12 protein-coding genes and 1 riboswitch are annotated in these 14,015 nt (G+C 68.3%); of the genes, 7 read left to right on the forward strand and 5 right to left on the reverse strand.

Translation table 11 applies throughout. From position 1 onward, the window contains the following. Positions 1 to 76: 76 nt before the first annotated feature. The gene (locus JWQ81_RS04100; protein WP_297537589.1) at positions 77 to 1,654 is read right to left on the reverse strand and encodes a phospholipid carrier-dependent glycosyltransferase; all 1,578 of its coding nucleotides are present in this window, start codon (positions 1,652 to 1,654) and stop codon (positions 77 to 79) included. A gap of 142 nt (positions 1,655 to 1,796) precedes the next feature. On the opposite strand from JWQ81_RS04100, the gene JWQ81_RS04105 reads away from it, so the two are divergent. Next, on the forward strand, positions 1,797 to 2,318 hold the full coding sequence (locus tag JWQ81_RS04105) for a GNAT family N-acetyltransferase (RefSeq protein WP_297537591.1): 522 nt from the start codon (positions 1,797 to 1,799) through the stop codon (positions 2,316 to 2,318). Here JWQ81_RS04105 and rsmI read toward each other — a convergent pair. Continuing rightward, positions 2,299 to 3,135, reverse strand: coding sequence for a 16S rRNA (cytidine(1402)-2'-O)-methyltransferase (gene rsmI / locus JWQ81_RS04110; protein WP_297537593.1), 837 nt, complete (start codon positions 3,133 to 3,135; stop codon positions 2,299 to 2,301). The genes JWQ81_RS04105 and rsmI overlap by 20 nt on opposite strands. Before the next feature lie 23 nt (positions 3,136 to 3,158). Then, entirely contained in the window at positions 3,159 to 3,635 is a 477-nt protein-coding gene (locus JWQ81_RS04115; RefSeq protein WP_297537595.1) for a QsdR family transcriptional regulator, read from the reverse strand. 190 nt (positions 3,636 to 3,825) lie between these two features. Here JWQ81_RS04115 and JWQ81_RS04120 point away from each other — a divergent pair, with 190 nt between their 5' ends. Next, positions 3,826 to 4,785, forward strand: coding sequence for a zinc-binding dehydrogenase (locus tag JWQ81_RS04120; protein WP_297537597.1), 960 nt, complete (start codon positions 3,826 to 3,828; stop codon positions 4,783 to 4,785). 19 nt (positions 4,786 to 4,804) lie between these two features. Here the strand turns inward: JWQ81_RS04120 and JWQ81_RS04125 are convergent, their stop codons facing one another. Both JWQ81_RS04125 and JWQ81_RS04130 read right to left on the reverse strand, forming a co-directional pair. After that, complete coding sequence (locus JWQ81_RS04125; protein ID WP_297537599.1) at positions 4,805 to 6,091, reverse strand: aminodeoxychorismate synthase component I; 1,287 nt, start codon at positions 6,089 to 6,091, stop codon at positions 4,805 to 4,807. 70 nt (positions 6,092 to 6,161) lie between these two features. Next, positions 6,162 to 6,776 carry a GH25 family lysozyme gene (locus JWQ81_RS04130; protein ID WP_297537601.1) on the reverse strand — a complete coding sequence of 205 codons (615 nt, stop codon included), beginning with the start codon at positions 6,774 to 6,776 and terminating at the stop codon, positions 6,162 to 6,164. Between the two features lie 182 nt (positions 6,777 to 6,958). On the opposite strand from JWQ81_RS04130, the gene metG reads away from it, so the two are divergent. The 5 genes from metG (at position 6,959) to JWQ81_RS04155 (ending at position 13,810) form a co-directional block, all read left to right on the forward strand. After that, a complete protein-coding gene (metG, locus tag JWQ81_RS04135; RefSeq protein WP_297537603.1) occupies positions 6,959 to 8,752 on the forward strand; it encodes a methionine--tRNA ligase in 1,794 nt (597 codons plus the stop codon). Positions 8,753 to 8,775: 23 nt separating this feature from the next. Next, a complete protein-coding gene (locus JWQ81_RS04140; RefSeq protein WP_297537605.1) occupies positions 8,776 to 9,612 on the forward strand; it encodes a TatD family hydrolase in 837 nt (278 codons plus the stop codon). A gap of 351 nt (positions 9,613 to 9,963) precedes the next feature. Continuing rightward, positions 9,964 to 11,370, forward strand: coding sequence for a resuscitation-promoting factor (locus tag JWQ81_RS04145; RefSeq protein WP_297537607.1), 1,407 nt, complete (start codon positions 9,964 to 9,966; stop codon positions 11,368 to 11,370). A 98-nt stretch (positions 11,371 to 11,468) separates the two neighbouring features. Next, positions 11,469 to 12,317 (forward strand): 16S rRNA (adenine(1518)-N(6)/adenine(1519)-N(6))-dimethyltransferase RsmA, encoded by an 849-nt coding sequence (gene rsmA / locus JWQ81_RS04150; protein WP_297537609.1) that lies wholly within the window; start codon positions 11,469 to 11,471, stop codon positions 12,315 to 12,317. A 184-nt stretch (positions 12,318 to 12,501) separates the two neighbouring features. Next, positions 12,502 to 12,590, forward strand: a riboswitch (SAM riboswitch). Between the two features lie 206 nt (positions 12,591 to 12,796). Continuing rightward, a complete protein-coding gene (locus JWQ81_RS04155) occupies positions 12,797 to 13,810 on the forward strand; it encodes an ATP-binding cassette domain-containing protein (RefSeq protein WP_297537611.1) in 1,014 nt (337 codons plus the stop codon). The last annotated feature ends 205 nt before the right edge of the window (positions 13,811 to 14,015 follow it).

Raw genomic sequence — 14,015 nt, forward strand, 5'->3', positions numbered from 1 at the left:
AAAGTGCCCTCCTTGCGTGCGCGGGATATCGGCGCGTGCAACGACCCCGCAAAAGCGCAAAAGCGCGTGCTTGGGGCTAGCGCCAGCTGGGGAGCCACATTTCGGCCTGCCACTGGGCGTTGGTGATCGAGTCGCCGTTGAGCAGCGGCCAGAGCCACGCGAAGTTCGCCACCACCAGGCCGACGTACAGCGCTACGACCAGCAGCCCGGTGCCTCTTCGCTCGAACCCGCGACGCGAGCTGCCGAGGATCTGCCCGAGGATCAGCGTCAGCCCGAGTACCAGGAACGGCGCCATCGGGGTCGCGTAGAAGAAGTACATCTGCCGGTCGATGTTCAGGAACCACGGCAGCAGCCCGGCGAGGTAGCCGACCAGCACGGCGGCGTAGCGCCAGTCCGTGCGGAAGACCGACCGCCAGATGCTCCAGCCGAGCATCGGCAGCGCGAGCCACCACATGGCGGGCGTGCCGATCAGCATGGTCGCGCGGATGCAAGTCGCCTCGCCGCAGCCGGCCGCGGCGGGGGTACCGGACTCGTAGTAGTACAGCATCGGCCGCAGGCCCATCGGCCACGTCCAGGGCTTCGACTCCCACGGATGCGGGTTGTTCTTCGGCGTTGTCAGATTTTCGTGGAAGTGCAGGACGTTGGCCGTGTAGTCGCCGAGCGATCGCAGCCCCGGCGGGATCCAGGCGAACATGCCCGGGTCGATGTTCTTGATCTCCACGTAGTTACGGTCGGTGGCCGTCTCGCTGGCCCACCAGGCCCAGAAGCTGCCCAGGTATATCAGGATCGGGATGGCCACGATCGCCCACAGCGCGGGTGCGACGTCGCGGAGGAACGTGCCCAGCCACGGCCGTTCGACCCCGGCGGCCCGCCGCGCGGCGACGTCGAAGGCCACGCAGAGCAGGCCGTACGCGGCGATGTAATACACCGCGGACCACTTGACGCCGAAGCAGAGGCCGATCATCAGCCCGGTCGAGAACCGCCACCAGCGGAAACCGAGCTTCGGCCCCCACTGCGACTCGTTGACCCAGCCCTCGCGCACGGCGACCGCGAGTCGCCGGCGGACCTGGTCGCGGTCGGCCAGCAGGCAGGCGAACGCGGCCAGCACGAACATCGCGATGAAGATGTCGAGCATCCCCATCCGCGCCTGCAGGTGCAGCACGCCGTCGCAGATCACCAGGATTCCGGCGATCGCGCCGAGCAGCGTCGACCTCGTCAGCCGGCGGGCGATCCGGATGGTCAGCGCGATGATGACGATCCCGGCGAGCGCGGGGAAGAACCGCCAGCCCCAGCCGTTGTAACCGAACATCCACTCGCCGAGCGCGATGAACTGCTTGGCCAGCGGCGGGTGCACCACCAGTTCGTAGCCGTAGTTGTCCTCGAAACCGCCGTTGCGCAGCATCTGCCACGCCTGCGGGACGTAGTGCTTCTCGTCGAAGACCGGGGTGCCCTTGTCGGTTGGAAACCCCAGGTCCTGCAGCCGGATCACGGCACCGATCACGGTAAGCACGATCGTGACGACCCAGCCGCGCAGGCGGTCGGTCGGCATCGGCTTGCCGAGCAGCGTGGCTTCCCGATCCGTCGGCGGCTTCAGCGCGTCGACCGGGTCCGGCCGCACACTCTCGTCTTCGGGACGGGTCAGCAGTGCGGTCACGGGAGGAGATCCTACGGGCGGCTCGGTGAATTCGTCGTCGGCGTACTCAGGCCGTCGTTTTTATGATGATTTCGACCCCGTGGCGGTGATCTCCACCCGCGTGGCCGAGTGTTGCCGCGTCAGCTGTGCCAGGGTGAGCGCTATGGCTGTAGTGCAGGTCAGGAGTGCGCAGCTCGGGGATGGTGCGGGCTGCGCCGAGGTATGGCACGACGCGGGGGAGTTCTTCGCCGAGTTGAACCCGGATCGCGCCCGGGTGCCGGCCGGGACCGGCCTCGTCGCCTGGTTCGACGCGGCGTGCGCGGCCGCCGACGGCGCCGAGGAGCAGTTGTTCCTGGTGGCGACCCTCGATGACCAGGTCACCGGCCTGTTGCTGGGGCGGCTGCACAAGCCGACCAGCAGCGCGCCGTTTCAGCTCGATCGCGACCTCGGCCGGCTGCGGGTCCAGGTCACGGCGCTCGCGGTGACGAAGAAGTACCGACGCACCGGAGCCGGAACGGCGTTGATGGAGGCGGCGCAGAAGTGGGCGTTGTCGCGGGGCGCCGAGACGATTTTCCTGGAGACCGAGGTCAACAACGACCTGTCCGTGCCGTTCTCCCGCGACCGGATGGGTTTCGAGGCCCGCCAGGTCGTCTTCCGGAAGGACCTCAGGAGCGGCGAGCGGTGAGGACCGCGTCGTAGAGCTCCTTCTTGGAGACTCCGGTTGCTTCGGCGACCTCCGACGACGCGGACTTCAGCCGCTCGCCGGCCGCGATCCGCTCGTTTACCTCGACGACCAGGTCCGCGATGCTCACTTCGCGGGGCTCGGCGCCGGAGAGGACGACGGTGATCTCGCCGCGCAACCCGTCCACGGCCCACTCGGCGAGCTCGGCGAGCGTGCCGCGCTTGATCTCCTCGTACGTCTTGGTCAGCTCCCGGCAGACAGCCGCCCGCCGATCACCGCCCAAGACGCCGACGGCGTCCTCCAGCGTGCTTCCGATCCGATGCGGCGACTCGAAGAACACGACGGTCCGTGGTTCGATCGTGAGTTCCCGAAGCCACTTCGCGCGCTCACCGGGTTTACGCGGTGCGAAACCTTCGAAGCAGAACCGGTCGCAGGGCAGACCGGACAGCGCGAGTGCCGTCGTCACCGCGGACGGTCCAGGCAGGCACGTCACCGGCAGATCCTCCGCGACACACGCCGCGACCAGGCGGAACCCCGGGTCGGACACGCTAGGCATGCCGGCGTCGGTGACGAGTAGGACGGTCAGACCCTCTCGAAGAGACTCCAGCAGCTTCGGCAGACGTGCAGTCTCGACGTCCTCGTAGAAGCTGACGATCTTGCCCGTCGTCGTCACGCCGAGCGCCGACGTCAGCGTGCGCAGGCGTCGAGTGTCCTCGGCGGCGATGATGTCGGCCGTCGCGAGTGCCGAGACCAGCCGCTTCGACGCGTCCTCCACGTTGCCCAGCGGCGTCGCGGCCAGCACCAAACGCCCGTTTCCCATGTCGGCCAGCCTAGAGGGCGTGCTCAGCGGAGCAGGGCGGAGATGGCCGCGCGGGCCTTGGCGGCGTCGGGCTCGCCGCCGGTGATGACGTCGGTGTAGATGAAGGACTCCGCGATCCGGACGACCAGGTACGCCAGATCGGACACAGGCAGCGGCGGGGTCAGGGCACCTTCGCGGATTTCGGCGTCGATCAGTTCTTCGAGTTTCGCGATCGTGCGGCTCTGGATCACGCTGGCCTTGGTGGTGAGGATGCGCAGCGCGCGCTCCGGCTCGCGGCGCAGGAACTCGCGGAACTCGGCGGCCTCGTTGACCGTGCGGACGAATTCGCCGACGACCCCGGCGATCCGGTCGGCTCCGCTGCCGTACTCGCCCCTCGACCGCGCGTCGAACACGTCCTCGGTCATCGACCAGAGGATCTCTGCGAGCAGCTGGTCGCGGTTGCCGACCCGGCGGAACAACGTCGCGCGGCTGATCTCCAACTCGGCGGCAAGGTCGCACATATCGACGCGGCGGCCGTCGAGGAACCAGCGGCGGGCGACGTCGAAGGCGTGCAGCGCGTCCTGTCGATCGGGACGGCCGGCCTGCAGCAGGCGGGTGAGTTCGGTTTCGATTGATGAAATCTATCACAGGACGTCTCAGGTGTGAGACATATGCAAGAATGTCTCACACCAACGTCGGAGGAGTTTTCAGATGCGTGCTGTACAGGTGACCGAGTTCGGCGGGCCCGAGGTACTCGTCGCCGTCGAGCTGCCCGACCCGCAGGCCGGTCCCGGCGAGGTCCTCATCGAGGTCGACCGGATCGGCGTCAACTACGCCGACACCCACCAGGCCGAGAACTCCTATCTCTCGCCGAGCAAGCTGCCGCTGGTTCCCGGGGGAGAGGTCGTCGGGCGTACGTCCGAGGGCAAACGCGTCGTCGCGCTCCTCAACGGCGGCGGCGGTTACGCGCAGCTCGCTGTCGGCACGGCCCCGATGACCATCGACGTGCCCGACGACATCGACGACCTCACCGCGTTGTCGTTCATCGTTCAGGGCGTCACGGCGTGGCTGCTGCTGCGCAAGAGTGCGCACCTCGAGCAGGGTGATTCCGTCGTGGTCCACGCGGCCGCCGGCGGTGTCGGCACCATCGCCGTCCAGTTGGCCAAGGCGTGGGGCGCCGGCCGGGTGATCGCCACCGCGAGCAGCGAGTCCAAGCGGGAACTGGCGCTGGAGCTGGGCGCGGACGTCGCGATCGACTCGCGCGCCGAGGACATGACCGCCGCGCTGCGTGAGGCGAACGGCGGCAAGCGCGTCGACGTCGTGCTCGACATGACCGGCGGCGCGACGACGGACCAGAGCATCGCCGCGCTCGCCGCGTTCGGCAGGCTCGCGTTTTACGGCATGGCCAGCCGAGAGCAGCCGAAGGCGATCGAAGCGCGCAACCTGCTCGGGCACTCCACGGCCGTCGCAGGCATGTGGCTGCCGCACGTATTTTCGTTACCTGGCAACGTTTTCGGGCGCGCGATGACCGAGCTGTTCGAGCTGGCGCAGGCGGGCAAGATCCGCGCCGTCACCGGTGGCGAGTACGCGCTGTCCGACGCGCGCGGGGCGCACGAGGCACTCCGCTCCCGCTCCACCGTCGGGAAACTCCTCCTGGACCCGTCCCGCTAGACCCCAACTCGGCGGCTGATCACGCGGGCGGCGTCGCGAGGAGCTTCTCCAGCGGCGCCGCCTTGTGCAGGCATTCCTGCCACTCCGCCGCCGGATCCGAGTCCGCGGTGATCCCGCCGCCGACACCCAGTTCGACCCTGCCGGCATGGATTTCGAGCGTGCGGATGGCGACGTTCAGTTCCAGCCCGGCCACGGGCGACACCAGGCCGACCGCGCCGGTATAAACGCCACGGGCGACGGGTTCGAGCTCGGCGATCAGGTCGAGCGCGCGGATCTTCGGCGCTCCGCTGACCGAGCCGGGCGGGAAGGTCGCCCGCAGCAGGTCTTCGTCGGTGAGCCCGGCCGCGAGTCGCCCTTCGACGGTGGACTCGAGGTGCCACACCCCGGGCGCGGCGCGGACGCTGAGCAGATCGGGCACCCGCACGCTGCCGACCTCGCAGACCCGCCCGAGGTCGTTACGGACCAGGTCGGTGATCATCACGTTCTCCGCGACGTCCTTCTCGGACTCCCGCAGCCGCCGCGCGAGCACGTCGTCCGCCGCGTCACGCCGCGGGAGGGTGCCTTTGATCGGCGTCGAGCGAACGAGATTCCCATGCCGGGAAAGGAAAAGCTCGGGTGACATGGAGACGACGGCGCCCCACGAGCCGGCCAGGAAGGCCGCCCGGCGAGGGCCCATCCGCCGGACTCCTTCGGCGAACAGCGCGCTCGGCGACCCGTCGAACTCCCCCATGAACCGGCTGCAGATGTTCGCCTGGAACAGTTCGCCGGCTTCGATCGCGTGCACGCACGCCTTCACCGCGTCGCGGTAGTCCATCGGCAGCGGCCGATCCAGCGCGGCGGCGGTCCAGGTCGCGTGTGGAGGTTCTCGGGTGAGCAGTTCGGCGAGCTCAGTGGCGAGCCGGTCGGGGTCGGCGGCTGCGTCGGATACCAGCGCTTCGAACCACCACTGCCCGTCCCCATCCAGTCGCAGCAAGTGATCCACCCAGCCCCAGGTGGCTTTCGGGAGCGCTGATCGACGTCGTGACGGGTCGACGAGGTCGTAGGACAGGTAACCCAGCCAGCCTCCGCCCACCGCACCCGGCACCGCGTCGCGCACAACCGGTTGCCTTGCGGGGACGGCGAAGGCCTCATCGGGTTCGACTGTTCGCCCGCTCCAGGCAGGTACCAGCACCGCTCGCGAGGAGAACCACTCGCCGCACAACGCGGCCGGGGGCGGGAGTCCCTTTTCCCAGGCGCGGACGTCGAGCAGCAGCAACGCCGACTCCGGAGTCACCGCTGCTTCCAGCGCCCTGCGCACCAACCGCATGTCCGCATTGTCGCTGTCGCGCGGTCCGAGGCGAAAGCCCCGTGACTGAAAGCACCCCGGAGGGCGTCTCTCAGAGCAGCAGGTCGTTGAGCGTGAACGGGTAGACGACGGCGTTCTGAGCCATCGACCCGCGGACCCCCGGCACCGACTCGTCGTTTCCGTACTGCTGCAGGCCGAGTCGCGCGTGGAACCAGCCCGGCCGTCCCGGGATCCCGTTGTGCCGCACCAGCCACAGCATGACTTCGGAATCCGCCCACTTTTCCGGGTGCAGGCGGTGCAGCCAGAAGTCGTACTCCGCGTAGATGAGGACGCGTTCGACCTGCGCGGCGTGCCGCATCGCCTTGATCCACGCCTTGATGAACTTGTCGTCGACGTTCGGGGCGGCCACCTCCAGCGCCGGCGCCAGCGAACCGGGCGCGAACGCGCCGAGCTTGCTCGCCGTCCGGACGAAATGCTCCGCCTGGTCGTGCACCGCGCCTGGCCGGGCGTAGTGCCGCGCGCCGGTGTGGATCCCGGCTTCCTGCGCGCGGGCCATGTGCCGTTCCGCGGTCAGGTCGCTCCAATTGGTGTTCTCGGTGATGGTGACCGACGCGAAACGCACCTCACTGTCGCGGACGGCGTTCCAGTCGTCCACGATTTCACGGTGGGACAGGTCGATCCCGCGTTCGCATTCCGGTTCGGTCATCCTCCGCCTTTGAAATCCCCAGTGAAGTCCAGTGAAATGTCACCTTACGTCGGCGGGGCGGACCGCACGCGGCCTTTCTGCCTGCGTGTCTCCGGCGTCACGTTCGCCGAACGGCGTCTCCGGCCGTGCTCCGGCGGTCCCAGCCAACAATGCGCGAGACAGCATCCGTAGGCTAAACAGGCATGAGCACCTCTGTACTTACAGCGGTGGCGTGGCCCTACGCCAACGGCCCCCGTCACATCGGCCATGTATCCGGATTCGGCGTCCCGTCGGACGTCTTCTCGCGCTACCAGCGAATGGCCGGCAACCGGGTGCTCATGGTCTCCGGCACCGACGAACACGGCACGCCGATCCAGGTCCAGGCCGAAAAGGAAGGCCTGACCCCGCAGGAGGCCGTCGACAAGTACACGCGGCAGATCGGCGAGGACCTCCAGGGTCTGGGCCTGACCTATGACCTGTTCACCAGGACCACCACCGGCAACCACGCCGCGGTGACCCAGCAGATCTTCCTCGCGCTGCATCGCAACGGCTACATCGTGCCGCGGACCACCACCGGCGCGGTCAGCCCGTCGACCGGCCGCACGCTGCCGGACCGCTACATCGAGGGCACCTGCCCGATCTGCGGGTACGACGGCGCGCGCGGTGACCAGTGCGACAACTGTGGCAATCAGCTCGACCCCGCCGAACTGATCAACCCGAAGTCGCGGGTGAACGGCGAGACGCCGAAGTTCGTCGAGACCGAGCACCTGTTCCTCGACCTGCCCGCGTTCGCCGAGACGCTGGGCAAGTGGCTGTCGACGAAGACCGACTGGCGGCCGAACGTCCTCAACTTCACCAAGAACCTCGTCGACGACATGCGCCCCCGGCCGATCACGCGCGACCTCGACTGGGGCGTCAAGATCCCCCTCGACGGCTGGCGCGACGAGCCGATGAAGCGGTTCTACGTCTGGTTCGACGCGGTGATCGGTTACTTCTCGGCCAGCGTGGAGTGGGCCCGCCGGTCCGGCGACCCGGACGCCTGGCAGGAGTGGTGGCTCAACCCGGACGCCCGGATGTACAACTTCATGGGCAAGGACAACATCACCTTCCATGCCCAGATCTGGCCGGCGCTGCTGTTCGGCCACAACGGCGAAGGTGATCACGGGGGCGAGCCCGGTCCGTACGGGAAGCTGCACCTCCCGGACGAGATCGTCTCCAGCGAGTTCCTCACCATGAGCGGCTCGAAGTTCTCCACCTCGCGCGGCACGGTCATCTACGTCAACGACTTCCTGCGCGACTTCGGCCCGGACGCGCTCCGGTACTTCATCGCCGCGGCCGGCCCGGAGACCCAGGACACCGACTTCACCTGGGACGAGTTCGTCCGCCGGACCAACTCCGAGCTCGCCAACGAGTGGGGCAACCTGGTCAACCGGTCGATCTCGATGGCGCACAAGAACGTCGGCGCCATCCCGCGTCCGGAGGCCCCGGAGGCGGCCGACGAGGAGCTGAAGGCGCTGTCGCTCAAGGCCTTCGACACCATCGGCGCCCACCTGAACCGGTCGCGGTTCAAGGCGGCCTCCGGCGAGGCCATGCGCGTCGTCACCGCGGCGAACCGGTACATCTCGGCGCAGGAGCCGTGGAAGCTCAAGGACGATCCCGCTCGCCGGGACACCGTCCTCCACACCGCCCTGCAGGTCGTCTCGGACGCCAACACGCTGCTGACGCCGTTCCTGCCGCACTCGGCGCAGAAGGTCCACGAGGCCCTCGGCGGCACCGGCATCTGGGCTTCGCAGCCGGAGCTGTCCGAGGTCGAGGACCTCGACCTCCCCGGCCGGATCAACCCGATCATCACCGGGGACTACAAGGCCGAGCAGGCCGAGTGGAAGTCGACGCCGATCGAGGTCGGCCGGCCGCTGCAGAAGCCGAGCCCGCTGTTCGCCAAGCTCGACCCCGAGCTCGGCGAGACGGGCCCGGAGTGGGCCCCGATCGCGAAGTAGCGCTACGAGGAGGACCGGCCCAGGTGGACAGGAGTAATAAGGAGAAGCCGCCGGTGCCGGACAGGCTGCCGGTGTCGGTGGTCGATTCGCACACGCACCTCGACGCCTGCGGCGCGGTCACGGCGGCCGACGTCGTCGCCATGGTCGACCGTGCCGAGCTCGCGGGCGTGGCGCGGGTCGTCACCGTCGCCGACGACCTCGCCTCCGCGCGGTGGGTCGTCGAGGCGTCCACTTGGGACCGGCGGGTGTTCGGCGCGGTGGCGCTGCATCCCACCCGCACCAAGGACTTCGGCGACGCCGAACGGTCCGAAGTGGAACGCCTCGCCGCCGCGCCGCGGGTTGTCGCGATAGGAGAGACGGGTCTCGACTACTACTGGGACTACGCGCCGCACGACGCCCAGCAGGATGCCTTCCGCTGGCATATCGACCTCGCGAAGCGGCTCGGCAAGCCGTTGATGATCCACGACCGCGACGCACACGACGACGTCCTGCGCATCCTCGACGAAGAGGGTGCTCCGGACGACGTCGTGTTCCACTGCTTCTCCGGTGACGTCGACGTCGCGCGGCGCTGCGTGGCGGCGGGTTACGTGCTCTCGTTCGCCGGCACCGTGACCTTCCGCAACGCGCGGGCGTTGCGTGAGGTCGCGCGGTTCGTCCCGTCGGACCAGTTCCTCGTCGAGACCGACGCGCCGTTTCTGACCCCCCACCCGTTCCGTGGGCAGCCGAACGAGCCGTATTGCGCCGCGTACACCGTCCGTAACCTCGCCGAACTGCGCGGCGTGGGCGTGCACGAGGTCGCGGAAGCGGCACGGGCCAACGCGGAACGCGTATTCCGACTGCTCAGTGTTACTTCCAGTTGAACGCGTAGCGACGAGGTTGCGACATTCGGGGAGCCGATACGTCCACCTGAGGAGTGACGAAGGTCACGACACTCCGGGGGGTGTTTGCGCAACCCGCCAGCCTTCGTTACTGTCCCGTGATCGTGCCGGTCGATCGCTACGACTTGTAGTTGTCGAACGTCACGCCCGTGGTCACGTCAGTGCGCGTCGGGGCGCGGCACCAGGAGTTTCCGGCCTGGAGCAAGTTGGGATGACGAGGACCGCGGGTGCAACGACCTCTTTCGGAAAGGGATCGACCCTGTGACTGGTAGCCATAGACGTGAGACCTCACGTCTCGATGCTCCTACGAACATCTTCGCGCCCGCTGCCCCGATGGCAGGCTCTGTGGCAGTCCTCGACTGGCCGGACGACGAAGACCTCGACTTCTCCGACGACCTGGGCGTAACCCACCAGGATGTCTTCGCGGTGCTCGGCCCGGACGCCGACGACCTGATGGCCGAAGCGGACATCGACGTCGACGAGCTGATCCGGCTGATCAACGCCGAGACCACCCTCCTCCCGCCGATCCGCATCCCCGACGACGTCGCCGAGGATCGGGCCGGGAAACTGGCGCTGACCGCCGAACAGAAGGCCGAAAGCCTGACCGAAGGCCTGGTCGCGACCACCAAGATCTGGAAGAAGCGCTTCCTCAAGGGTGCCGTGCTGGCCATCCTCATCACCCTCACCGGTGGTGGCGCCGCCGCGCTGGCGATGAACAAGAGCGTCACCATCGACGTCGACGGTCAGCAGCAGACCGTCCACAGCTTCGGCGGCACCGTCGGAGACGTCCTGAAGGACGCCGGACTCTCGGTCGGCGCGCACGACTCGCTCTCCCCCTCCCCGACGGCCGCTGTGGGCGACGGTGGCGTCATCCACCTCGAGCGCGGCCGCCAGCTCAGCTTGGTCATCGACGGCTCGCAGCGAGAGTCCTGGGTACGCGCGACCAACCTCGGTGACGCGCTGACCCAGCTCGGCCTGACGGATCTGGCCAAGCAGGGCAACTGGATGTCGATGGCCCAGAGCGGCTCGCTGCCGCTCGAGGGCGCGACGATCACGGTCAAGACCCTCAAGAACATCACGCTCTACGACGGCGCGAACCTGCCGAAGAAGATGTCGACCACCGCGGTCACCACCAAGGAGTTCCTCGGTGACCTGCAGATGACCCTCGGCCCGGACGACGCGGCGCAGGGCGGGCTCGACTTCAAGATCTCCGACGGCGCGTCGATCTACATCAGCCGCACCGGCGTTTCGATGGTCCAGCAGCAGGAGGACATCGCTCCGCCGACGCAGAACGTCGACGACCCGACGCAGCTCAAGGGCCAGACGACGGTCCAGGACCCGGGCACGCCCGGCACGAAGACGGTGACCTACAAGGTCACGAAGAAGAACGGCCAGGAGACCGGCCGTGAGCAGATCTCCGAGCAGATCCTCACGCAGCCGAAGCCGAAGATCGTCAAGGTCGGCTCCAAGGCCCCGCCCAACCCGGTCATCGGTGACGGTTCCGCGTGGGACCGCATCGCGGCCTGCGAGTCCGGCGGCAACTGGGCCATCAACACCGGCAACGGCTACTACGGTGGTCTCCAGTTCGACAAGCAGACCTGGAACGCCTACGGCGGCTCGCAGTACGCGGCCCTGCCCAGCCAGGCCACCCGTGAGCAGCAGATCTCGGTAGCTGAGAAGGTCCGCGACGGGCGTGGCGGCAGCTACAGCGCCTGGCCCGTCTGCGGCCAGAAGGCCTAGCTTTTTCGAAGTCCCCTCAAGGTCATCTTGGGTGCGTTCACCGCATCTAAGGTGACCTTGAGGGTTTCTTGGGGACGGCCGCAGATAGGCTGCCGGATGTGACTGCACTGCTCGGGCCTGCCGAGATCCGCGGGCTGGCCGCCGAGCTGAACGTCCGCCCGACCAAGAAGCTCGGCCAGAACTTCGTCCACGATCCCAACACCGTGCGTCGCATCGTCGACCTCGCCGGCGTCGGACCGGACGACGTCGTGCTCGAGGTCGGGCCCGGCCTGGGGTCGCTGACGCTGGGGCTGCTCGCCGCGGGCGCGCGCGTGGTCGCCGTCGAGATCGACCCGGTGCTCGCCGAGCGGCTGCCGCTGACCATCGCCGAGCGCGCCCCCGAGGTCGCCGACCGGCTCACCGTGCTCACCGCCGACGCGCTGCGTGTGCGCGCGTCCGACTTCGAGCTCGCGCCGACGAGCATGGTCGCCAACCTGCCCTACAACGTCGCCGTGCCGGTCGTGCTGACCCTCCTCGCCGAACTGCCGTCGCTGCGCCGCGGCATGGTCATGGTCCAGACCGAGGTCGCCGACCGGATGGCCGCCGGCCCCGGTAGCCGCATCTACGGCGTCCCCAGCGTCAAGCTTGCTTGGTATGGCAACGCCCGCAAGGTCGCGGCTGTTCCCCGCGCGGTGTTCTGGCCGGTGCCCAACGTCGATTCGGCGCTGGTTTCGTTCGAACGCGGCGAGCTTCTGTCCACTGTGGACAGGGTTGCGCTGTTTGCCATTGTGGACGCGGCATTCTCCCAGCGACGCAAGACGCTGCGTGCCGCGCTCGCCACCTGGGCGGGTTCGGCCGACCGCGCGGGGGAACTGCTCGCCACAGCCGGTATCGATCCGAAGACGCGCGGTGAGCAGTTGACCGTCCATGATTTCGTGAGGATCGCCGTCGCGGCCGGTCAGGCCTGATAATCCCGCACTTTGGACACGTCCGGCGGGCTGCCCGAACGGGCGGCATCATGGGAAAACGCCTCGCGCGACACCGTCAGCCGGCCATTCTCACCAGGCGTGACGTTCTGTCGCGCTTGTCAGGCGAACGTGTGATCTGTGCCTATCCCCTTGCTTTCACCCTGTGGGATCGGTTCTACTAGAGCTGCCATCCCGAGCGACTGAGAGACCTGGCTCGCTGAAGTCGCAGCAACCACCCCCGTGGGCAGGTGCTACCGCCAGGACCGATGGAGGAATTGTGTACCGGTCTCGAATGCTCACGCGGCGACGCGTCGTGGATGAGGGTCGCCGCACGGTCTGTGCGTGTCGACGCTCCACCGCTTTCGCCTGAGTCCTACTCCCACCCCGTTCTCTAACTGATCCGTCCTTTTTGGACGGCTAATCGGTGACGGCCTCGCGCGCCCTCTGGTCGAGCTGCGCGCCCTTTTTCTGGAGCATTCGTGATCACTGTCGAAAATCTCAGCAAGTCCTTTGCCACCAAGGGAAAACCGGTTATCGCACTGCGCGACGTGAGCGTGGACATCGAGGCAGGTTCACTGTTCGGTGTCGTCGGCCCCGCCGGTTCCGGTAAGTCGACGCTGGCTCGGTGCATCGGGCTGCAGGAGCGCCCGGACCGCGGCGTCGTCCGCTTGGACGGCCTGAACACCGGCACGCTCGATGGGCGTCGCCTGCGTGAGGTGCGTCGCCAGGTCGGCATCCTCGACACCAAGTCCGAGCTGCACGGTGAGCGCACGGTCGCCGGCAACATCGCGGCGCCGCTCGAGCAGCTCGGCCTCGACGGGCCGCAGCGCCGGACCCGCGTCGGCAACCTGCTGGACCTGGTCGGCCTCACCCAGCGGGCGACCCAGCGGCCGTCGGAGCTGACCGCGGGCCAGCGTCGCCGGGTCGCCGTCGCGCGGGCACTCACCGTCGGACCGGCGGTGCTGCTGGCCGACGACCCGACGGCCGATGTGTCGCCGGAAGAGGCCGGCGCCGTCCTCGCCGTGCTGGACCGGGCTCGCGCCGAGCTCGGTGTCACCGTGCTGCTGACCACGCCCGACGCCGGTGTCGTCCGGCGCATCTGCGACGGGGTCGCGGTCCTGGAGGAAGGCGCGATCGTCGAGCGGGGTTCCGTGCTCGACCTGGTGGGCGACCCCACGACCCGGACTTCGCAGTCGCTGCTGCCCGCCATCGAGACCACCCGCGCCCAGTCCGCGCGGTACGAGCGGTCGGTCGACGTCGTGCTCATCGGCTTCGCCTCGATCGGCGCGCTGCTGCCCGAGGCGGCTACCCGCTTCGACGTCGAGCTCGCCACCATCGGCGGCGGCGTGACGAAGATCGGCGACACCCCGGTCGCGCGCTTCCGCCTCGGCCTCCGCGGCCAGCAGTCGGACTCCGCGCTCGCGTGGATCTCCGAACGCGGTGCCCACGTCACGCACACCGCCCGCGGCCCCCAGGGCGTTGCCGCCGCGTAGGTCGGTGGCTTTAAAGACCCCTCAGGGCCACCTGATGGCGGCCGCCGCATTTGCGGTCAACGCCAATGCCTGGAACTTAGGCGTTGCCGATAATTAAAGCGTTGGTTTGTTGGGGTCTTCCGGTGTGATGCCCGAAGCGGTCAGGTAGTCGTGGAACTGGGCCAGTGTGGTGAGTGGAGTGCCTGGCTCGGTGACGTGTCCGACA

Origin of the sequence: Amycolatopsis sp., assembly GCF_025464955.1 — a bacterium.
Classification (GTDB): Bacteria; Actinomycetota; Actinomycetes; order Mycobacteriales; family Pseudonocardiaceae; genus Amycolatopsis.